Genomic DNA, 22,239 nt, shown 5'->3' on the forward strand with positions numbered 1-22,239 from the left:
TAATTTTATCGAGATGTTTTACAATCCAAAAAAACGTCATTCTCATACAGGCGGCGTATCGCCAGCTAACTTTGAAAAGGCGTACTTTGAAAATCTACAGACTGTCTAGTGAAAGCTGGGAAGTCCATGGGAAGCCGATATTCAGTGTACCTATGCCCGAGCTCACAACACTGCGGTCAATTGGTTGCTGTCTGTATCGATTCGGCAATACTCATTGTTAAACCGCGTGCGATTATCGTTCGCATGATACCGATTACTACACTTAATCTAAAAAGTTTACCAATGAGTTTGTTTTACAAATCGAAGGAAGAGCGTTCCACTATAGTCGTGCGGCTGTAGGTTAATTGTACAACCATTAAAGCTATCCGATGTCTCTTCGACTAGATAGCTACCTAATCTGAGTTCATCATTATTTTCTCTATAGAACTCCGTAGCGCGTATATCTTTGGAGTTGAATAGCAACTTCTCGCCAGACTCGCACATTATAGAGGCAACAAACTCGTTATCGTTCTCATCTACATTCGTTGACGAGACGAGTACGTCGTAGTACCCCTTATATTTATGTCGGAAGCTCGGAATGTGCCTTGGACGTGTTGAGGTTATCATTCCCTCCCAAACATTTCGTTTGTAGTCGTGAGGGATGTATGTAACATTTAGAAGCGTATATATGACGCCATGCGAAAAAGTCGTTAAATGCCACTTGGCATAAATGTGAAGTGGTGATATCAACACCAATAAAAGCAATATCGCGATGAACAGCTTGCATCTTCTCATTGTATTGGGAACCTAGCATCATATTCTATGTTGTTGTAGAGACGTATGACGAGTTCTACATAATCTTGGCAGTTATTACTTAATACATTGTAACGATTTCCATCAAATATTTTTTGGGCTTTGCGCTCTGCCGTTTTCAGTAAAGAGTCTTCATAATCCCTTGAGTCGCACGAGTATCCATCCTTTTCGTCAGAAAAATACGTCCCGTTATCGAATAACCCTCCTGTAGTTGTGAAGCCGCTGTTACTGCCATCTTCATAAAAAAACTGGTCGTGCCTTAACGGCCCGTGTATTCTTTCAAAGCCAGCAAGCGGACGGCTACACAGCTTAGCAAGCCCCTTAAAATCAATGAACCGCATCGGATTTGACGCAACATAACTATACGTATTCATCCCACCGCTCAACCCAATCGGATCTGACTGAATATAGCGCCCCGTACTTGGGTCGTAATCACGATACCAGTTCTGCCATGTGGCGCTCTCGCTGTCCCAATACTGACCGGGGAAGCCGATATTCAATGCACCAATGCTAGAGCTCACAACACTGCGGTCAAAGCTTTGCAAATCTGCCTCCCAAACCACCGCTTTCGCATCATCGGTTACCTTATGCGGACGACCTAAGTGGTCGTTGTGGACAAAGTACAAGTCATCATTATAAACAAGCGCAACCAGCTCGCCTTCGAGCCAGATGTAGCTTTTCACATGTGGCCCGTTCTTGGTTTCGCTCAGCAGTTCACCGCTTTGGTGCTGCCAGCACGCTCAATGCGGATGACCCGATCAAAATCGGTGGGCACCGATTCAATAACATATGAAACGACAGGTCAACAATATTTTTATATTAAAATATCTTTTTGTTGGCGTCTTGCCGCTTATTAAATATCTACATAAAGTTGAGCAAGAATCAGCTATTTACGTATGATGGGGTAATTGCAGATTGACTCGGGCGTGCTTATGCTAACGTTGCTACTGGCTCCATTTCGCGTACTTATTAATTTCACTTTCGGTGCGGTGGTGACGGCGATTATTGGTGCACTGATTATCATCATCGGTCTGCCTAAATTGCTATTGCCTATTCCTGCACTGCAGCGTGGGTTGTCGACGCTGGCAAACGCGCTGTTTCGGGTCTGGGGCTATGCGATGTCGATGATGTTTCGCCTGACCCAGCCAATGCACTGGCATATTCATGGTGACGCTGAATTGCACCGTGACCGCTGGTACATGATTCTATGTAATCATCGCAGCTGGGTGGATATTCTGGTGCTTATGCATTTGGCATCGCGCAATATGCCGATGCCGCGATTCTTTCTCAAGCAACAGCTGTTCTGGGTACCAATTATTGGGCTGGGGTGCTGGACACTCGATATGCCTTTTATGAAGCGTTACAGTCGCGCGCAAATCGCCCGCAAGCCTCATTTAAAGGGCAAAGATATTGCGACAACGCGAAAGAAGTGCGACAAATTCCGGCATATTCCAACCACCGTTATTAACTTTTGTGAAGGCACCCGTTTCACGCCCGAAAAGCATCAACAAAAACGCAGTCCCTTTCGCCATCTGTTACCGCCAAAAGCCGGTGGCACAGCGTTCACGTTGCAGACGATGGGTAAGCAATTCGATGCGATACTGGACATCACCATCATCTACCCATCGCGTAAACGCCCAGCGGTTTGGCTACTGCTTAGCGGGCAACTTCGGGATATCTATGTGAATGTCGAGACATTACCGATGCGGGAGGATCTGATCGGTGATTATTTTAACGATGAGGCGTTTAAAGAACGCTTCCAACGCTGGCTGAACCAGCGTTGGCAGCGCAAAGATGAAGTGATTGACAAGCTTATTGCTCGAGCAGATAACCCGCCGCAGCAATAAAGTCGTCGACAAAGTTTTCGCTTTCGCTAAAACCTTGTGGCAGCAAGCGGTATTTACCGTTGACGATAAACGTAGGCGTTGAGTTCACACCATAGTTTGCCGCTTCGCGATCCATTTTGTTGGCCATGCCACGTACCGCGAAACTGTTGATCATTTTATTGAAGTCTTCTTTGCTGACGCCATTGGTGGCGAATACCGCTTCGAAGTCTTCCATGGTGCCCATCATATTGTTTTGCACGAAGTTGCGTTGGAAAATAGCAGCGCTGATTTCTTTTTCTTTGCCCAGTTGCTCTGCCAGTGCCCAGGCTTGATTCATCGTCATGCCCTGGCCTTTGTAGTTAATAAAAGAAACGTGCGATTTTTCAAAGGCTTCCGGGTACTCTTCTGCCATTGCCTGAGCGATAGGTTCAAAGCGGTAGCAAGCGCCGCAGAAAAACGAAAAGAATTCTTTAATTTCTGGCTTTTCAGTACCCTGTTCAGCGATCACCTCATAGTGCACGCCTTCTTCGAACTGCTGCGCAGCAACGGGAAACATCATCAACGCCAGTACGGCAAACAACAACTTTTTCATGGTGGATTCCTGTAGGTTTCTATTAACAACTAACAATTAAAATTCGGACGTAACTCTAATGGAGCTTCCTGCAAGGCTGCAAGCTGTTCTTTCATCGCCAGCACTTGCTGCTCCCAGTAACGTTGCTCAGCAAACCACGGAAACGCCCGTTGAAATGCTGTATCTTGCCAGCGTCGAGCCAGCCACGCCATGTAGTGTATGATGCGAAAACCGCGTAAGGGTTCAATTAATGCGGTCTCACGGGCGTCGAAATCACAAAATTCTTCATAGCCGCTAACCAATGCGTCCAGTTGCATCCAGCGTTCCTGCCGATCATCACCTGCCAGCATCATCCACAAATCCTGAACTGCAGGGCCAGTTAATGCATCATCGAAATCGACAAAGGTCAGCTCTTCATCACGCAGCAGCATATTGCCAAGATGGCAGTCGCCATGCAAACGCTGCTGATCAAATGCCGCTAAATCTGTTTTCAGCAACTGCTCGGCCAAAGGTTCGGCAATCGCCCAAAAGGCGTTTTGTAAACCCTCGGGAATAAGCTCGGTTTGCCGCAAGGTCTGCAACGATTGCGTGACAAAATAATCGGCGTTAATGGTGCCACGGTGCTTAAACTCACCTTGTCGCGCCACCGCGTGTAAGCGACCAATTTGCCGACCGATTCGTTCCAGCTCATTCATGTCGCCGGGTTCGACCGCGCGCCCACCGACACTTGGAAAGACGCTGAACCGATAGCCTTCAAAGTAGTGCAGCGTTGCCCCGTCTAATTCCAGCGGCGCTACCGCCGGCACATCTTCGGCCAGCAACTCAGCGGTGAAGGCATGCTCTTCCAGAATTTGTTCGTCGCGCCAGCGCGCCGGACGGTAGAATTTCGCCACGTAACGTTTGTCGTCATCGGCAATAAACTGATAAACCCGATTTTCATAGCTGTTGAGCGCCAGCAATCCTGAACGCGGATCCACGCCTACACTGGCCAGGGCATTGGCAATCACATCCGGCGTTAAACCGGTAAAGCTAAAGTCTGTTGCCGCGTCCGTGGCATTATTCATAAAGAAAACTCGTTTGATGTTGTTCCGTCACTGTACCATCGGTGCTGGAAACAACGAAGTAAATGTCCTGTACCCGCTCGGTGACTTCGTCCGGATGCACGGCGAGGGTTACTGGCACTGTGGCAATAGAGCCGCCGTCGATAGTGACCTCAGTGGTTCCGAGTAACTGCGTTCGCTCGAAGCCTTGCGCCTCGATAGTAAAGGTTTGCGGCAACTGTGACTTATTCAGTATTTTCAGGGTATAGACGTTCTGTACCCAACCTTCCATGCTGATACTGTAAAGCTGGTTACGATCGCGCAGAATGTCGACTTCCAGAGGCTTGCGGGTGGAGATATCCCACACCAGCAAGGTCGCCATAATCACCATCACAACAAAATAGCCCACCGCTTTGAAGCGTGTTTTGCGCGTCCGCCCACCTTCTAAATTACGTTCAGTGGTAAAGCGAATGAGGCCACGCGGATAATTCATCTTATCCATCACATCATTACAGGCGTCCACGCACGCACCGCAGTTAATGCATTCGTACTGCAAGCCGTTGCGGATATCGATCCCTGTAGGACAAACCTGCACACACATATAGCAATCAATACAGGTGCCCAGGCCTTTGGCTTTGTAATCGGTTCGCTTTGAGCGTGGTCCACGCGGCTCACCCATATTCGGATCGTAAGATACGGTCACCGTGTCTTTATCGAACATGGCTGATTGGAAGCGGGCATAGGGGCACATGTGGGTGCACATAATTTCACGCATCCAGCCTGCGTTGCCGTAAGTACAGAAGGTGAAGAACAAGACCGAGAAAGTAGCCCAGAAGCCGGTATCGAACGTCCAAAAGTCGGTAAATAATTCTCGGACATTAGTGAAGTAGCCGACAAAAGTCATTGCCGTGAGCAATGCGACGAGAAGCCAGGAGGTATGTTTGGCGGTCTTTCGCCAGAGCTTATCGAAATCCCAGGGACGACGGTCCAGCGCAATACGCTTGTTGCGCGGACCTTCGATCTTTTTCTCGAACCACATGAAAATAAAGGTCCAGGTGGTTTGCGGACACATAAAACCACACCAGACACGACCGTACAAGGTGGTCACGAAAAACAGGGCGAACGCAGCCACAATCGACACCCAGGCCAGAATCGTCAGATCCTGCGGCCACAGGGTCATACCGAAAATACGAAAGCGTTGGTTAGCAATATCCAGCAGTACGGCCTGGTCACCGTTCCACTGTAGCCAGGGGATGAGGGCAAAGACGAACAACAGCAAAAAACCGAAGCCGCGGCGGAACCATTCCAGCTTCCCTTTGACGTCGCGCACGTATATTCGGCTGCGCGGCGAGTAATCGTTGCTGCGCTTATCGGGGTCAGGACGCTGGATCTTCACTTGATCCGCCGCCATCACTTTTACTTTCTGCTCCATAACCGTACGCCACCCTCAGCTATTTCCACAAGATATGAAGGGATTATACGCTTATTTCGCGATGATTATCAGTAGCGGGGCGGCAACTAAATGTGCATTTTAGTTGCCACTTTAGTCGAGTTGCGCGCGCACTACGTCCAGTAAAATATTGGTACCGGCTTCAACATCATGCCAATGCGACCACTCGTCTGGTGCGTGGCTGACGCCGTTTACCGAAGGTATAAAGATTAAACCTGCTTCGGTAATTTCAGACAAAAACTGTGTGTCATGCCCGGCACCGCTTGGCATCCGCGTAAAGGTATAACCGCGTTTTTTGACCTGCTTCTCAATCAGGTCGCTGATGGAGTTCGAGCAGGGTTTTGGCCCCAGCCAACTCGTTTGCTCATACTCGAATCTTAGGTAATGTCTGCGGGCAATTGCCGAGAGCGTTTTATTGCAGGCATTGGCAAGCTCTTTCATGACGTCTTCATCCATGTCACGACCAACAATAGTAAACACTGCCTCGCCTGGTACGGTGTGAGGGTTGCCCGGCTTCAGTTCGACCTTGCCGACGGTAATCCGGGTTTTATCGGTACCATTTTCGGCAATGATACGTTCGATTTCATGGGCGAAATCGGCCAGGCCCATAAACGCATCGCTGCGCTTATCCATGGGCGCGGTGCCGGCATGATCGGCTTTGCCTTTGAGGTGCACGATCCACTTGAAGACACCGGAAATACCATCGACCACGCCAATTTGCAGGTTATCCTGAAATAATACGGGCCCCTGTTCGATATGTAATTCAAGGAAGGCTTTTAACTGCTCTGGCCGCCAGGCGGCATCAAGCGCCGCCATAGCATCCAGCCCCTGGGCGGCCATGGCGTCTTTCAAATACACATCATCGGCGTCGTGGGCTGAAAGCACCCAGTCAGGATTGAGTTTGCCGGCAATGGCCTGGGCTCCGAACATGCCACCGAAGCGGCCTTCTTCTTCTGCGGTTGCGACGCCCCAGATAGGAGTGTCGGTCTGGATATCGTTTTCATCCAGCGTCTGCATGACCTCAAGCGCAGCCATCACCCCGAGGGTGCCGTCGAAAATACCGCCAGCGGGCACCGAGTCGATGTGGGAGCCCATCAGAATCGCTGGTTTGTTGCGATCACCCCGACCAAAGAACACGTTCCCTGCGCCGTCCATGTAGGTTTCATAGCCCGCAGCTTTGGCTTTGTCCTGCAGCCAGGATCGGGCCTGCATATCGGCATCACTGAAGCCTGGCCGGTAAACCCCGCGGTCATCTTCGTTGTAACCGATTCTTGAAAGTTCGAGTAAGTTCGTTTTCAGCCGTTCACAATTGATCTGCATAGGACTCCTGATCGCTGTCGCTGTTTGTTGCTCTGTCCTAAAAGCTTAGATACTGGCGCGGAATAGGGCAAATCAGTGCGCCGTGACACGTCCCTACAACATTCTATTGACAGTTTCATAAATCTCGACTTGACTGCTAGTGCAGCCTGTCATGATCGCTAACCCACATCTCTGGAGGATTTTATGAAATACCCGACGATTCAACTTACCGCTTTATCACTACTTTTCGGTGCTTGCGCCTCAGCAACTGCCGATGCCTCTGAGAGCCCCGTTTATGACTATGTTTCGGGCTATTATCAACTGCTCGATTTCGATGAAACCGAAACGGGTATCAACGCGGAACCAGACGGATTCGGCTTGGAGTTTTCCAAGCAAATAAATGATTTCTTGTATGTTATTGCCAGTTACGATGACATCAGCGGAGATTATGAGATTGGCAACTTTGTATTCAGTGCTGATACCTCGGTACTCATGGCAGGTGTCGGCTTCAAACACAGCACCTCAGACGTGTCCGATGTATTTTTTGAGCCCTCTGTCGTTTATATAGAAGACGACTTCAACGGTGATTCAGTAGATGACACAGGATTTGGCGCCAAAATCGGTTTCACTCATGTTTTCAATACCGCTTTCCATTTAAAAGGATTTTTGCGCCACGTAAGTGTGATGGATGCCCATACCAATAGTTATGGCGCCGAAGGTCGTATCCTGTTTAGCGATTCCATACATGGCATTCTTGGTGCAGAAGCCAACTCCGACGAAAAGCTCTACAAAGCTGGTTTAAGCTTCCGGTTTTAACCTGCCGGCACAACAAGCTGAGACTCAATTAGCTGCGTTGCAGTACGAGACATAAAAAAAGCCCGGCGTGGGGCCGGGCTAAAAGGGTTACAACAACCAGATCTCAGGGAATTCGATGGCTAATTTAACTCACCATCGTGACAAACATGTGACACATCCGAATATTTTTTAAGCGATTCGGCGCGCTGTTGCAGCTGCATTCATTACGGCTGCCATTTTGATCGAGTTTTGAACCACTTGCGCTGAAATTTCATGTTTCAATAAAACCCCAACGTGTGAATCAATACACATACCACAGCCGTTTAGTGCAGAAACGGCGAGTGAGTACAACTCAAAATCTGCTTTATCAACACCTGGGTTTGCCATGCCATTCATACGCAGGCCGGCTGGCATTTTGGCGAACTGCTTGTCGCTGCTCAAATGCACGAAACGATAATAGATGTTGTTCATCGCCATCAGGGTGGCGGCGAGTTTCGCAGCGCCAACGACGTTGTCTTCAACCTTGCCTTCCGCTTCAGCTTCAACAGCGGCAGTTAGCTGGTCATCGCCAATCGTATAAGCTAACGACAGGGCGGTGCCATAAAATTGGGTCGGGGTCATGCCAGAGGTATCGACATTGCCGAAGATATTCGACAAGTTGAGTTTGGTGTCTTTACCGTGGTCGCCCAAGCCTTGTTTGTAATCTGCAATGCTCATAAATCTTCCTCTTGAAAAAGAGTGCCGCCGAAGCGGCACTTAACAGGACATCACTCAATGTGGGGGGAGTGATGCCGCTTACAGGGTGTCACCGCCAAGTGCGCGGTTACATGGGCACAGCTCATCGGTCTGCAGGCCATCAAGAATACGTACGATTTCAGCTGGGTTACGGCCAACGTTCAGGTTGTTCACCGAAACGTGTTGAATCACGTTGTGCGGGTCAACAATGAAGGTTGCACGCAAGGCAACATTTTCAACCTGGTCACGTACGCCAAGACCATCAACCAATGAACCGTTATCGGCAAACGAGTACTGGTTCAGGCTCTTAAGGTCCGGGTGCTCACGACGCCACGCCAATTTCACAAATTCGTTGTCAGTGCTACCGCCTAATACCACCGCGTCACGGTCAGCAAAATCTTCGTTTAATTTGGCGAACTCAACGATTTCTGTTGGGCAAACGAAAGTGAAATCTTTTGGATAGAAGAAGATGATCTTCCACTTACCTTCAAAGCTATCGTTAGTGATAGTTTCAAATGCGCTCTCGCCGTTTTCTTCCGGCATGTTGAAGCCTGGCTTTGCAGCTACAACTGAAAATTCTGGTAATTTATCGCCTACTGTTAACATATTGAATGTCTCCTCGGTTCTTCATTTTAAAAACGGGTTTTGAAATTTCTTGAGGCGGCGAAATCTCCGGCTGCCTCGGTACGGGGAGAATAATAGGGGGTATGGCTGATTTGTTAAAACGAATAAAAGGGATTATGATAATCGGAAAACATGATTAGACCTTTTGGGGGATATCAATGAGTAAGCTACCCAGCCTAAAAAATCTGAGCTATCTGCTTGCCCTGCATCAACATCAGAATTTTAACCGTGCCGCGCAGGCCTGCCATGTGAGTCAGTCGACGCTGAGCAGTGGTATTCAGAACCTTGAGGAACAGCTTGGCTGTCAGCTGATCGAACGCGACCACAAGTCTTTTCTGTTTACCGGTATGGGCGAAGAGATTGTCGACCAGGCGCGCAAAATCATCACCGAAACGGAAGAACTGCTGCATTTCGCGCAAAGTCAGGGCAAAACCATGGAAGGCCCGTTGCGTTTAGGCTGTATTCCCACCATAGCGCCCTTTTTACTTGGCGATTTAAGCAAGTTCGTCCACAAGCATTATCCGGCGTTGCACCTGAATATCCGTGAAGACACCACCCACAACTTACTGCAGCTATTGCGTAATGGTGAGCTCGACGTGCTGATCCTGGCGTTGCCGATGGATATTCAGGGCAATCAGAGCTACATGCTGGGTCGTGACCCGTTTAAACTGGTCATGCATAAATCACTGGCTGCAAAAATAAAAGAGCCTGTGGCCTACAATCAGCTGCCTGATGAATCGATCTTTTTACTCGAAAAAGAGCATTGCTTAACCGGCCACGCGGTAGCGGCATGTGAACTTGCTGACTCCAGCAAAATCAACCCCTTTACCGCCACCAGCTTACATAGTCTGGTGCAAATGGCGGACGCTGGATTCGGCGCAACCTTTATCCCACAGATGGCCATTGACCGCGGCATTCTAACCGGTACTGACCTGGTCGCATTGCAACCTTCAGGTCAACAGGCCTCCCGGGATATTGGTTTGATTTACCGCTCAACCACCAATCGTCGGCAAACCTTCCGGAAACTGGCGGAAGTTATCGCCGATTTGTTACCTGAACGCACATTACAGTGAGAAAATCGCAAACAAAGCAATCCAATTCTGAATTTTGTCTATAGTAAAGGCAGTCGGAACTAAAAGGAGCACATTATGTTGCACAAGGTTTTTAAGACATCAACTCTCGCACTTATCTGTACTACAGCACTAAGCGGCGCCGTTGCCGTAACAGCACAAGCGGCAGAAGCAGAAACCGAGCGCCACAAGGTCGAAGTCACTACTGTCACTGAGGGCCTGAACTTTCCCTGGGGGCTCGCATTTTTACCCAACGGCGATGCGCTGGTGACGGAAAAGTCGGGAAATTTACGCCGCGTTGGTACCGATGGCGTGATTAGTGATCCGATTCTGGGTGTTCCTGATGTCGTCTATAAAAGCCAGGGTGGCTTACTTGACGTGGCACTTGATCCAGACTTCGAAGAAAACGAATGGGTTTATTTAAGTTATTCTGAAGCAGACCCTGACGGCGGTCCGGGCAACAGCACCGCTGTAGTTCGCGGCAAGTTGGTGGGCAACAACCTGCAGGAAGTCGAAGTTATCTTCCGCGGAATGCCTAAATATGAAAGCGGCGCCCACTTTGGTTCACGTCTGGTATTTTCACCAGAAGGTCACCTGTTCGTAACCCTGGGCGATCGTTATTCGGCAATGGATGACGCGCAGACCCTCGATAATCATCACGGTAAAGTCGTACGTATCTGGCCTGATGGCAGCGTTCCGGAAGACAACCCTTTTGTCAGCCAGGATGGCGCATTGCCTGAGATCTGGTCTTACGGTCACCGCAATGTTCAAGGTGCGGCAATTCATCCGCAGACCGGTGACCTTTGGACGGTTGAACACGGTCCGAAAGGCGGTGATGAAGTCAACATTCCAATTGCCGGTGGCAATTACGGCTGGCCCATAGCGACCTATGGCGTCGATTACGACGGTAGCATCATCAGCGACCAAACCCATGTTGAAGGTACGTTACAACCGCATTACTACTGGGTACCGTCAATCGCAACCTCAAACGCGATTTTCTACACCGGCAGCGAATTTCCTGAGTGGCAGGGCGATTTCCTGGTTGCAGCACTGAAAGCATCGCAAGTTGCACGGCTTGATTTGGAAGGCGAACGCGTGATGCATGAAGAAACCTTGTTTAAAGACGTTGTTGATCAACGTATCCGTGATATTGAGCAGGGTCCTGATGGCGCAATTTACCTGGTTACAGACGACCGTAACGGGAAATTAATTCGCATCACAAACGCAGACGACTAAATCGGAAAATCCGCTATGTTTCGACCATCGAAGTTGGCGCTGGCTATTACAGCCAGCGCCAGTATGGGCTTTTGCCTTCCAGCACCGGGATTTGCGCAGGACAGTTCAGCAGCACTAACTGCTGCTGAGCAAGCGCAAATTGAACGGATCGAAATTACTGCAACCCGGCGTGTCGCAAGCCAGACTACGCCGGCGGCAGTGACCAATCTCGCCACTTCCGAGCAATTACCGGGCTTACGAATTGATGCTGCGGAGTTGCTCGGCGGTATTGCCGGGATACAAAGCGACTCCCGAGCGAACTACGCACAGGATACCCGCATTACTATGCGTGGCTTTGGGGCACGCTCAGCATTCGGTGTCCGTGGCGTACTGCTGCGCCTTGATGGCGTTCCCCTCAGCATGCCGGACGGGCAGGCGCAAACCTCAAGCATCCTGCTCGACGAAGCCGATAACGTGCAGGTTATTCGCGGTCCGCTGGCGGCAATTTATGGCAATGCCGCCGGTGGCGTCATCCATTGGCGCAGCCTGACGCCACGGGCTACCGCAACCCAACTCGACCTCATGGCTGGTGGTAACGATGCCCGCCGGGCGTTTTTGCAGCACGATTGGGTTGGTGACGATAAGGCTTTGCGCTTAGCTGGCGCCACTTTTAGTACGGACGGCCCACGGCCACACAATAGTGCCGAACGCCATCAGGTGGCCGCGCGCTGGTATCAGGATTTAAGCGACAGTACGCGGTTAGTGGTGCGGCTCGACAATAATAATGCGCCGCTTTTACAAGACCCCAGCTCGCTGACGCCGGCCGCCTGGCGCGAAGACCCCACGCAAACGGTCGAGCGCGCCTTTACCTTCAATACCCGCAAGCGCATTCACCACCAACAGGCCTCTGTCAGTCTCGAGCACGAGAGTGCAGCGCAAGCGGCCGATATTTCGGCCTGGCGCGGCTGGCGCGATGTTGAGCAGTACCTGCCATTCCCCGGCGCTGACTTGAATGGTGATGGCGCGGTCATTGATTTACGTCGTGACTTTACTGGTATCGATGCCAATTACCACCTGCGCCTGCCCAACCTGCCGGACTGGCAGCTTAGTACCGGCTTGCAACTGGCAGAGCAGAATGACCGTCGCTACGGTTATGTGAATAACTTTGGCGTGCGGGGTGAGGTGCGTCGTAACGATGACGGTAGTGTGCAAACCGAATCCGCCTATGCGTTACTGCAATGGCAGCCGCAATCAAACTGGCAGGTAATGACCGGTGTGCGTTACAACCAGGCAGATTTTCAGGTCGATGATTATTTCATCATTCCTGAAAACCCCGATGACAGCGGCTCAGCGTCCATGCAACAGCTAAGCTGGATGCTGGGTGTGAACTATGCCATTTCTGACCAATGGTCGGTCTTTATCAGTCGCGGCAATGGTTTTGAAACCCCAACCCTGACTGAATTGGCCTATCGCAACAACGGTACTGGCCTCAATACTGAACTCGGACCTGCGACCAACCAGCAGTGGGAGATCGGCAGTAAATGGCGCTCTGACCGGGTGCAGGCTGCGCTCACCTTGTTTCACATCGATACTGCGAACGAGATCGTGGTCGACCAGAGTAACGATGGACGCACCACCTACACCAATGCCGAGCAAACGTCCCGCGAGGGTCTGGAGTTAAGTGTGGCTGCGGATTTAGCTGAACAATGGTCAACCCGTGCCAGCGCAACTTATACCGACGCCCGCTACAGTGATGGCGCCCGGCTGCCCGGCGTGGCACGCCAGCAAGCCTACTGGCAGTTACGCTGGCAGCCTGCAGTGGCAACCCGGGTGCAGCTGGTGGGCGAGTATCGCGGTAATGTTGCGGCCAACGACAGCAACGATGTGTTTGCACCAGCCCACACCCTCTGGCATGTGGCGGTGCAACAGCAATGGCGTTACGACGGTCTGCAATTGCAACCCTGGCTGAAAATACACAACCTGACCGATCGTGATTATGTTGGTTCGGTGGTGGTCAACCAAGGCAGTGGCCGAGCGTTTGAACCCGGTGTGGGTCGCGAACTGCAAGTCGGTGTCAGCCTTAACTATCTGTGGTAATCCAGCGGTACAGCGTGCGCCGTGTAACGCCTAGTATTTTCGCGGCGCGCTGCTTGTTGCCGTCGGTTTCAGCCAGCACTTGCTGCACATAACGGTCCTGCACCTCTTGCAGGGTCGGCCAGGCTTCGCCTTGCGCTGGGCTAACCTGCGGATCAGGCGTACGCTCGCGCATCCGGCTGGGGAAATGCTCGGGCAGGATCCATTCGCCATCGCAAAAGGTATACGCGCGCTCAATCGCATTCTGTAACTCACGCACATTGCCAGGGAAGTCATACTGTTGCAGTAACAGTTTGGCTTCCGCGGCAAAGCCCAGCACCGGTTTGTCCTGAGCTGCCCGCAACTGACCTAAGAAGTGCTGCGCCAACAGCAGAACATCCTGCTCACGAGCGCGCAGTGGCGGAACTTCGAGCCGGAAGGTCTCAAGCCGATAAAATAGATCTTCACGAAACGCCCTTTCCCGCACGCGCGCTTCAAGATCCTGATGGGTCGCCGCCACAATTCTTACATCAACGGCCACTTCCTGATCACTGCCGACCGGGCGCATGGTGCCTTCCTGCAGCACACGCAAAAGTTTCGCCTGCAGCGCCAGCGGCATTTCACCGATCTCATCGAGCAATAAGGTACCGCCATCGGCTTCCTTTAACAGACCGGGTCGTGCGCGTTGCGCGCCGGTAAAAGCACCAGCGGCATGCCCAAAAAACTCACTTTCCATCAGCTCCGCCGGAATTCCGGCGCAGTTGACCGCCAAAAAAGCTTGCTGATCACGTTTACTTTGCTGATGGAGCGCTCGCGCGACCAGCTCTTTACCTGTGCCACTTTCGCCCTGAATGAGCACCGCGCCATCAGCACCAGCAACTTGCGTAATCGCCTGATACAGTTTTTGCATGATCGCACTCGCACCAATGAGCCCGGCGGGCCCGCTGTCTGGCTGTTGTGCGGTACGGTATTGCGCAACCTCGCGTTGCAGTTGATGGTAGTCGAGTACGCGCTCGACACTTACCAGCAGGTGTTCCAAATCAAGGGGTTTGGTCAGAAAATCATCAGCGCCCTGTTTTAGCGCATCAACGGCTTGCGACACTGTGCCAAACGCGGTGATGAGAATAAAAGCGGGGCGCTGCTCACGCTGCTGTAAGGTCTGTAATAGCTCCATTCCGGATAGCCCTGGCAGGCGAATATCACTGATCACCAGTTGCACTTGCAGTTCAGTAGCAGCTAAAAAGTCCTCTACGGCACCAAAGCTATGCACATGGTAGCCCGCACTTTCCAGCTCCTCCTGCAGTAATTCCCGCAAACCCGGGTCATCTTCGACAACGGCAACTTCAATGGCAGACATTACGCCTCCTTGGTTGTTGAGCAGGGCAAGGTAACCCGGGCTTCACAGCCGCCCAGCTCGCGGTTTTGCAAAGTAAACTTACCGTTATGGGCATCGACAATATGGGCGACAATGGCTAAGCCTAAACCAGTGCCTTCACCAATAGGTTTGGTCGTGGTAAAGGGTTCTACCAGTTGCTCGGCGCTGGTTGATTGAGGCAGACCGTTGCCATCATCTGCGACCACGATAATGCACTCGTTATTACGGGTGGTTTCCACTGAGACCCTTACCAGCTGGTTTGCCGCCTGCATCGCGTTACGGAATAAGTTAACCAGTGCCAGTTCGAGTCGGGAGCCATCCGCCCGAATCACTACATCCCGCTCGGGTAATTCAAGTTGCAGCTGCGGGCCCTGTTCCGGTTGTTCATGCTGCACGGCGCTGGCGGCTTGTTGCACCAGCTGACTGACACTTTCCAGCTGCTCGTGGCTAACGGGTGTCCGGCTAAAATCAAGCAGTTGCTGCACCAGCCGTGTTAACCGGTCAACCTGTCCACGAATCGCTGTCAGTTGCCGCTGGCTTTCGGCATCAGCATGGCGTTCCTGTAAACGCTTAGCCCGCCCGGAAATAACCGTAAGCGGCGCGCCCAGTTCATGAGCAACGCCCCTTGCAAGTTGGCCAATAGCTGCCATTTTCTCGTGTTCACGCAAGCGGCTGTTAATTTCCAGCCGTTGCTGGTGGCGTGTGCGGTAATAGCCGACAGCCAGAATGCTTATCAACGCCAGAGCGACGATACTCCATGACACCCAGGCGATACGCTCTAAGCGTGAGAAGCTCTGCTCAAAATCTTCCGCCCGTCTATTGAGCTGCATAAAGCCTATCAGTCGTTCGGCCCGATCGTGCACCGGAATGAACTGCGAATAAACGTCGCGCCCGGCAACCTCGCGGTAGCTGTCACGCTGCTCGCCAGTCAGCACAACCTGCTCGGCTAGCAAGCTTTCGGAGAGATCACGCTCGGTCACTCCCGCAGATGCCACTAGCTCACCATTGGTGTCATAAACTGACGCGCCGTACACCCGGCCGAGTTCAAACACGGCATCGAGGTGGGCTTGTACCCGAGGAATGTCGTCACTTAGCAGCGCATCGCTTAGCGGCAAACGGATGGCGCGGCCGACCAGTTCAAGGTCATCGCGCAGCCGCTCATCCTGAAACTCACGCGCCTGCTCCAGTGCCACACCGATCGCTATACCGGATAACGCCAGCAACGGCAGCACTAAATAAAATAAAAAGGCGCGTTGCCAGCTTGGGCTGGATACGCGTTGCAATATGTATCTTTTTGTCACATAACGCTCCAAAAGTATCGTGACATAAGTATACACTTGGCTGGTCCATTTTTCTAAGACAGGTTAATTTACCGTTATTTCATGAGGTTACACTTCATAAAAAGTTGGCATAGTGCTTGCTTGAGTATAAGGGAACGAATTTGACGCTTATGTCATAACATCATTCGAAAACGACTCAACAAGGAGTTCATTATGAAAAAACTACTTCCAACATTGATCGCCAGCGCTATCTTTGCAACAACCGCAGCTACTGCAGCTCCGGTACAACAAAGCGCACAGCAAGGCAAGGCGATGCAACAACAGCAAACGAACATTGAGATCACGGACGCGTTGCTGCAAAAATTCATGGTTGCTATGAACGATGTTCAGCAGGTTAGCCAGAAGTATTCTGAGCAATTCCAAAACGCTGAAAATGCTGAAGAAGCTCAAGCGATTCAGCAAAAAGCACAGGAAGAAATGATTGCCGCAGTTAACGGTGCTGGCCTCAGCCCGGACGAGTACAACGCAGTTATCCAACGTGTGCAGCAAGATCCACAGTTGCAACAGCGTTTACAGGAAATGACTGAATAATTACATGCTGAATAGTTCATCACTTGCATAAAAAACGCCGGCTTTTGCCGGCGTTTTTTTTACTCTCAGGTGTCACCCACTAATTAGTTTGCTGCAAGTTTCTTTAACAGTGCTCTTGCAACAGCTTCTGACGAAGCGGGGTTCTGTCCGGAAATAAGCTGACCATCTACCACCGCAATGGATTCACCGTCAGGGACTTTCTGGTAATCAGCACCCAGTTCAACGAGCTTGTCCTCTAACAGGAATGGGACCACGTCTGTTAAACCCACATTTGCTTCTTCGCTATTACTGAACCCGGCGACTTTACGGCCTTTTACCAGAGCCTCACCCTGTTGATCTTTAGCATTCACCAGCACCGCTGGAGCATGACAAACCGTAGCAACCGGCTTGCCCTGGCGCCAAAGCTTTTCGATTAACTGCAAGGAGATCTCATCGTTAACCAGATCCCAGAGCAGACCATGTCCGCCCGGATAGTAAACTGCGTCGTAGTCATCTGCATTCACTTCCGCTAACTTCAGGCTTGTCGCCAGTTGATCTTTAGCGTCCCGGTCATCAAATAATTTAACCGTTGCTGGCGTCTGGGCATCCGCTTGTTCGCTATTAGGGTCAACGGGTGGCTGCCCGCCATTTGGCGAGGCGATAGTGACTTCCGCGCCAGCATCTTTGAAGAGGTAGTAGGGCGTAGCAAATTCCTCGGCCCAGAACCCGGTTTTTTGACCGCTATCACCGAGTTTATCGTTAGAGGTCAGAACCATTAAAATTTTCATGGGCTTACTCCTGTCTTTTTTCGAATGTATCTAGTTTAATGGGGGTCATTCGTTACGAATTCAACCAGGGATATGATCAGATGTCGATTGCATGGCTCGCCCCAGAACCTTCTTATCGCTCGTACTTACAGGTACGGTCATTGATTTCCATGTTGATCATCGCCGCCATTGTGCTTACCGGTTATTTTAGCGGAGTGTACCCGGAAGATAAGATCCCGCTGTGGGTGACCGGTTTGATCTGGGTCTTACTGACACTTTTCTTCAGCTTGTTTTTTGCCTCGCGACGATTTTTATTTACCGCTTACGCGCGTACGGACGAAGGTATGCATCTGAAGCGTGGCGCCTTGTTTCGTAGAATTCGCGCGGTACCGCTGAATCGCATTCAACATGTGGAATTTAAGCAATCTTTTCTTGAGCGGATGTTTGGCATTGCTCGTCTCGCCATGTACACCGCAGGTAGCGGTGGTGCTGATTTGACCATTCCTGGCTTATTACCGGATACCGCTCTGCAATTGAAAAACGATCTGTTAACGACCATCGCTAACGAGCCCAATGAGGACGCGCACAGTCATGAGTGAGTTAACCTGGCAGCGCACGCCACTGATCACCATTGCGTTTTTCCTATTGAAACAACTTAAGCAACTGGTCACTAATATTACCAATCTGATCCCGGTATTTGCGGCTATTTTCGTAGCTGGCAAGAACTCCACCTGGATCGTTATAGCCTTAGCTGCTGGCTATATTTTGTACATTATTATTAGCGCAATTCTAACCCAGCGCTTTTTTCTTTACGCTATTGCTGATGATGCAGTGCACCTGCGCACGGGCATCTTTAACCGCAAGAACCTGACCCTGAAATACGAGCGTATTCAGCAGGCGGAGATCCACGAGGTTTGGTATTTCCGCCCCTTTAAACTCACGATTCTCAGCGTTGACAGCGCCGGCTCTGCGGGTAAAGAAGTACAGATACCAGGTTTAACCATGGAGCTGGCCCAGCAGTTGCGCCAGCGCATGTTAACGGAGAATGTTAGTGGTGGGGGCGACGCTGAGATTAGCGACAGTGAAAACTCAGAGACTGAAGAGCCGGAGCTTACAAAACGCTTCCCGGTGGCAGAAATCATTCGTGCCGGTATCATCGATAACAAGTTATTTGTGCTGCTCGCGGTCTTAATTTACCCCATCAGCCAGCTCGATCTACTGGAAAACTATATCGTGCCCTGGGTCGAGCAACACCTTGACTGGTTTAACACCGAGTCTGCCTGGATCATCGGCGTCGGCATGGTCATTGGTACTTTCGCCGTACTGTTTTTAGCTGCCATCGTCGTCAGTTTGCTGACCTTCCATGATTTGACCTTAACCGTTAATGGCGATCGCTATCAGGCGAAATCGGGCGCGTTATCGATACGAACCTTGAGTTTTCGTTACCCGAAGCTGCAAGCTGTTTCTATCCACCGCAACCTACGGGCGCGGCTACTGCGCCGCAGTGTCGTCAACGTCAGTCAGTTGCAGCCACGGACAACGCAAGGAGCACAAGGGGCACAGCAGTTTGTCCTGCCAGTAGTTGATGATGAGTTTTTAGCTAAATTTCGTGCCCGCCTGCGTCTGCCGTCTCCTGCTAAGGTCAACTGGCAGCGCCTGTCACCGCTGGCGCTGCTTGGCTCAAGCTTATGGCTGGCGTTACTGGCACCGGTGATTGCCACGGTACTTTATTTTGCTGCGGAAGGTGGATTGATGGGTGTTGCTGCGGCAGCGCTTGGCTGGGTAGTGCTGCAAACCATGGTGGTGTTGAGTTGGAAAAATTATGGCTACAGTTTCGTCAGTAGCGACAGCGAACCCAAAGAACAATGGTTTGTGGTGCGCCGCGGCGTTTTCAGCCGCAACCAAAACTGGTACCCGCGGCATAAAGTTCAGCAAATTGATCTACACCAGGGGCCTTGGCTCCGGTTACTGGGTTTTAGCCATTTAGTTCTTCACACCGCTGCAGGCAGCGAAACCATCCGTTACCTGCCTGACAGTGAAGCGCAGGAGCTACAATTGCAGTGGATCGAAGAAATTGCCGGGAACCCGCGTCGGTGGATGTAAGCGAAATACTGGCTGCGGCAGGTTAATCTTCGGCGGCTGCGATGGTTAATGAAGTTCTCAGTCGCTCAACCCAGTAAGTGACAGGCTGCGGACGCCCAAAGTAATAGCCTTGAAACTTAGTGCAGCCAAGTCCACGTAAGGCTTCGGCCTGATCTGCGGTTTCCACCCCTTCGGCGATAACATCAAGGTCTAAACTTTCGCCTAAACCAACAATGGTCTCAACGATCACTGCATCATTGATATCGGTTAACACATCGCGGACAAACGACTGGTCGATTTTCAGCTGATAAATAGGTAAGCGTTTCAGGTAGGCTAAGGAAGCATAGCCGGTACCAAAGTCGTCAAGGGAGAAACGTACTCCGGCATCACCCAGTTTTGACATGCGCTTAATCGTCATATCAACATTGTCGATCAACATGTTTTCGGTGATCTCAAGTTCAAGTCTTCCACGCGGAACCTGGTAGCGCGCCATACATGCCTCGATATAATCGACGAATGACGCCTGCCGGAATTGCCGGGGACTTATGTTGATCGCCAGTTGCAACTGGCTTAAATCGGCATCCTTTGACCATTGCTGCAATAAGCGACAGGCTTCTTCGATCACCCAATTGCCAAGTGGCACGATTAGACCACTACTTTCTGCCACCGGAATAAATTCGTTTGGCGGTACTGAGCCAAATTCGTCATCTTGCCAGCGCAGCAACAGCTCACCACCGGTTACGGTCCCGGCGATGTCCACTTGCGGTTGCAGGTAAAGCTCCATCAATTGCTCATCAATGGCGGTTCGCAACGCTGCTTCAAGATGCAAGCGCCGACTGATGCTTTGCTGCATTTCAGGATTAAACAAACGGACCGCACCGCTGCCTAAAGCTTTGGCTTCGGTGAGCGCAATATCAGCGTTTTTTATTAATTCGACCGCACCTTCTTCACTGTCAGAAAACATACTGATGCCAATACAGGCTGCTGTGGTGTGCGTTCTGACGCCCAGATCAATCGGCTGTTCGATGAGATTAACGACTTCTGTGGCAAGGCGTCGTGCGGTGAGAATAGCTTCGTTTCTATCCGGACCCAGATCTTCCAGTACTAACACGAAGTCGTCGGAACCAAGCCGCGCCGCGCAGTCGGTATCATCAATAGCGCTCTGCAGACGTTCCGCAACAGTCCGTAACAAGCGGTCACCAATATGGTGCCCCAAACTATCATTGACTAAGGTAAAGTCGATTAAATCTATGGCTAAAACTGCGCCTTCGTAGCCTGTCCGCCGGTAACTGGCCACCGCATGATCAAGCTGTTGCACGACACGTTTGCGATTCGCAAGCCCGGTGACAGCATCATAGTAGGCAAGCTGATTTAATTGCTCCTGAATTTCAATGTGCTCGGTAATGTCCGTCGAAATACCACACAGAGCATAGACATGATCATCGGCATCACGCAAAGGAATTTTGACCGAAAGAAACTGTCGCTCTTCGCCTTCCAGGGTACGGTTGGTTTCTTCATCCACAACCCGCTCGCCGCGCTCTATTACTTTCAAGTCGGTAACGCGCAGGGTTTCTGCGGTGGTAACATCGAACACATCGAAGTCGGACTTACCAATGATGGATTGTTCGGTTTCGCCGAGCAATTCACATACTTTTTTATTGGCGTAGCGGTATTTGAGTTGTGCATCTTTGATAAAAATAAATGCATCAATGGAATTTAAAATGATGTTTGAGCGCTGCTCACTTTCCAGTAGGGCCCGTGATTTCTTTTTCACCTGATGGCGCAAAACCATCAGGCTCAAAACAGCTAAAACAAGGACAGCGAGTAAACCAGGCAACAACCACTTAGACACAGTGTCGGGCTTGTCCGGCGCATAAACGCCCCATTTTTTCATGATGTCCTGATAGGGCGAATCTGCGGCGCCGCGCCAGTCCGATAGCCAGCGATCGATACGCAGCATCAGCGCCCGTCCTTCAGCGCTTGGTGCGGCAGCAAAGTACAAACGGCTTGGCTGAAACATGACCGGAGTTTGCTTCAGGCCAAGTTCACGAGAACGCTGTTCACCGTAAAAGTGATTCACCGCTACGGCATCGGCGCGCTCCGCGAGTACCGCAGCGAAGCCTTCGTCAAAGGTGCCAACGGTCATAAACTCAACATTGATGCCAAAATTTGTTACCAGGTTACGTAAGTAGTCACCTTGTACGGCATCGCGCAACACTGCCACCCGCAGACCGTCAAGCTCAAGTAAGCTGGTGATCGAACGATTCTCAAGGGTATAGAGCTGCGACCAGCTATGCAGAACAGGTATCTCATTGAACAGGAAGTTTCTATCGCGGACTTCGGTCAGCGCAACATCCGGCATAAGGTCTAACTCACCGGCCGCAAGCAGCGTAAGACATTGACTCCAGCGACAGGGAACCACCTCGATCTGCCAGTCTTCACGCTCAGAAATCTCGTAGAGAAGATCGCCGAAAACACCCGAAAGCTCACCATTTTCGGCGATCATGATTTTAGGCGGATTTTCATAACCACCAACTTTAACGATGGTCTGAGCTTGAGCTGTTATACCAGCGCCTAACCAGCAAGCAACACTGATAGCGAGAACGCGCAGCCCTTTGGTAATTGGCGACATTAAATTTCCATAACTAAATGATTCGTTATGTGTATGTATAGCA

Annotated in this window: 19 protein-coding genes; 8 read left to right on the forward strand and 11 right to left on the reverse strand. The window is 50.9% G+C overall.

What is annotated here, in order from left to right:
- Positions 1 to 770: 770 nt before the first annotated feature.
- On the reverse strand, positions 771 to 1,475 hold the full coding sequence (locus CWI69_RS05995; protein ID WP_198678911.1) for an RHS repeat domain-containing protein: 705 nt from the start codon (positions 1,473 to 1,475) through the stop codon (positions 771 to 773).
- A 249-nt stretch (positions 1,476 to 1,724) separates the two neighbouring features.
- On the opposite strand from CWI69_RS05995, the gene CWI69_RS06000 reads away from it, so the two are divergent.
- Entirely contained in the window at positions 1,725 to 2,639 is a 915-nt protein-coding gene (locus CWI69_RS06000) for an acyltransferase (RefSeq protein WP_126762898.1), read from the forward strand.
- On the opposite strand, the gene CWI69_RS06005 is transcribed toward CWI69_RS06000, so the two are convergent.
- From CWI69_RS06005 to CWI69_RS06020, 4 genes are all read right to left on the reverse strand, one after another.
- Positions 2,605 to 3,210, reverse strand: coding sequence for a thiol:disulfide interchange protein DsbA/DsbL (locus CWI69_RS06005; RefSeq protein ID WP_126762900.1), 606 nt, complete (start codon positions 3,208 to 3,210; stop codon positions 2,605 to 2,607). The genes CWI69_RS06000 and CWI69_RS06005 overlap by 35 nt on opposite strands.
- Positions 3,211 to 3,239: 29 nt before the next feature.
- The gene (locus CWI69_RS06010) at positions 3,240 to 4,253 is read right to left on the reverse strand and encodes a serine/threonine protein kinase (RefSeq protein WP_126762902.1); all 1,014 of its coding nucleotides are present in this window, start codon (positions 4,251 to 4,253) and stop codon (positions 3,240 to 3,242) included.
- A complete protein-coding gene (gene ccoG / locus CWI69_RS06015; RefSeq protein WP_126762904.1) occupies positions 4,246 to 5,661 on the reverse strand; it encodes a cytochrome c oxidase accessory protein CcoG in 1,416 nt (471 codons plus the stop codon). The genes CWI69_RS06010 and ccoG overlap by 8 nt, the downstream gene beginning before the upstream one ends.
- 111 nt (positions 5,662 to 5,772) lie before the next feature.
- Complete coding sequence (locus CWI69_RS06020; protein ID WP_126762906.1) at positions 5,773 to 6,999, reverse strand: Zn-dependent hydrolase; 1,227 nt, start codon at positions 6,997 to 6,999, stop codon at positions 5,773 to 5,775.
- Positions 7,000 to 7,182: 183 nt separating this feature from the next.
- Between CWI69_RS06020 and CWI69_RS06025 the strand changes: the two genes are divergently transcribed.
- A complete protein-coding gene (locus CWI69_RS06025; protein WP_126762908.1) occupies positions 7,183 to 7,794 on the forward strand; it encodes a hypothetical protein in 612 nt (203 codons plus the stop codon).
- 168 nt (positions 7,795 to 7,962) lie between these two features.
- On the opposite strand, the gene CWI69_RS06030 is transcribed toward CWI69_RS06025, so the two are convergent.
- Both CWI69_RS06030 and CWI69_RS06035 read right to left on the reverse strand, forming a co-directional pair.
- Positions 7,963 to 8,490, reverse strand: a complete 528-nt coding sequence (locus tag CWI69_RS06030) for a carboxymuconolactone decarboxylase family protein (protein ID WP_126762910.1) — start codon at positions 8,488 to 8,490, stop codon at positions 7,963 to 7,965.
- A gap of 78 nt (positions 8,491 to 8,568) precedes the next feature.
- Positions 8,569 to 9,114 (reverse strand): peroxiredoxin, encoded by a 546-nt coding sequence (locus tag CWI69_RS06035; RefSeq protein WP_126762912.1) that lies wholly within the window; start codon positions 9,112 to 9,114, stop codon positions 8,569 to 8,571.
- Positions 9,115 to 9,290: 176 nt separating this feature from the next.
- Here CWI69_RS06035 and CWI69_RS06040 point away from each other — a divergent pair, with 176 nt between their 5' ends.
- From CWI69_RS06040 to CWI69_RS06050, 3 genes are all read left to right on the forward strand, one after another.
- Complete coding sequence (locus tag CWI69_RS06040; RefSeq protein WP_126762914.1) at positions 9,291 to 10,205, forward strand: hydrogen peroxide-inducible genes activator; 915 nt, start codon at positions 9,291 to 9,293, stop codon at positions 10,203 to 10,205.
- 75 nt (positions 10,206 to 10,280) lie between these two features.
- Positions 10,281 to 11,438 (forward strand): PQQ-dependent sugar dehydrogenase, encoded by a 1,158-nt coding sequence (locus CWI69_RS06045; RefSeq protein ID WP_126762916.1) that lies wholly within the window; start codon positions 10,281 to 10,283, stop codon positions 11,436 to 11,438.
- A 15-nt stretch (positions 11,439 to 11,453) separates the two neighbouring features.
- Complete coding sequence (locus CWI69_RS06050) at positions 11,454 to 13,514, forward strand: TonB-dependent receptor family protein (RefSeq protein WP_126762918.1); 2,061 nt, start codon at positions 11,454 to 11,456, stop codon at positions 13,512 to 13,514.
- Here CWI69_RS06050 and CWI69_RS06055 read toward each other — a convergent pair.
- Positions 13,498 to 14,847: a sigma-54-dependent transcriptional regulator gene (locus CWI69_RS06055; protein WP_126762920.1), complete on the reverse strand. Its 1,350-nt coding sequence runs from the start codon at positions 14,845 to 14,847 to the stop codon at positions 13,498 to 13,500. The genes CWI69_RS06050 and CWI69_RS06055 overlap by 17 nt on opposite strands.
- Complete coding sequence (locus tag CWI69_RS06060; RefSeq protein WP_241971050.1) at positions 14,847 to 16,166, reverse strand: ATP-binding protein; 1,320 nt, start codon at positions 16,164 to 16,166, stop codon at positions 14,847 to 14,849. Before CWI69_RS06060 ends, CWI69_RS06055 begins: the two co-directional genes overlap by 1 nt.
- A 192-nt stretch (positions 16,167 to 16,358) precedes the next feature.
- Here CWI69_RS06060 and CWI69_RS06065 point away from each other — a divergent pair, with 192 nt between their 5' ends.
- Positions 16,359 to 16,736: a DUF4168 domain-containing protein gene (locus tag CWI69_RS06065; RefSeq protein WP_126762922.1), complete on the forward strand. Its 378-nt coding sequence runs from the start codon at positions 16,359 to 16,361 to the stop codon at positions 16,734 to 16,736.
- An 83-nt stretch (positions 16,737 to 16,819) separates the two neighbouring features.
- Here CWI69_RS06065 and CWI69_RS06070 read toward each other — a convergent pair whose 3' ends face one another.
- Entirely contained in the window at positions 16,820 to 17,503 is a 684-nt protein-coding gene (locus CWI69_RS06070) for a type 1 glutamine amidotransferase domain-containing protein (RefSeq protein ID WP_126762923.1), read from the reverse strand.
- An 80-nt stretch (positions 17,504 to 17,583) separates the two neighbouring features.
- Between CWI69_RS06070 and CWI69_RS06075 the strand changes: the two genes are divergently transcribed.
- Entirely contained in the window at positions 17,584 to 18,081 is a 498-nt protein-coding gene (locus CWI69_RS06075) for a PH domain-containing protein (protein WP_157984243.1), read from the forward strand.
- The gene (locus CWI69_RS06080; RefSeq protein WP_198678912.1) at positions 18,074 to 19,585 is read left to right on the forward strand and encodes a PH domain-containing protein; all 1,512 of its coding nucleotides are present in this window, start codon (positions 18,074 to 18,076) and stop codon (positions 19,583 to 19,585) included. Before CWI69_RS06075 ends, CWI69_RS06080 begins: the two co-directional genes overlap by 8 nt.
- Positions 19,586 to 19,607: 22 nt before the next feature.
- Here CWI69_RS06080 and CWI69_RS06085 read toward each other — a convergent pair whose 3' ends face one another.
- Positions 19,608 to 22,196 carry an EAL domain-containing protein gene (locus CWI69_RS06085; protein ID WP_126762929.1) on the reverse strand — a complete coding sequence of 863 codons (2,589 nt, stop codon included), beginning with the start codon at positions 22,194 to 22,196 and terminating at the stop codon, positions 19,608 to 19,610.
- Positions 22,197 to 22,239 lie beyond the last annotated feature (43 nt).

This window comes from Pseudidiomarina halophila (assembly GCF_003987215.1).
Lineage (GTDB): Bacteria > Pseudomonadota > Gammaproteobacteria > Enterobacterales > Alteromonadaceae > Pseudidiomarina > Pseudidiomarina halophila.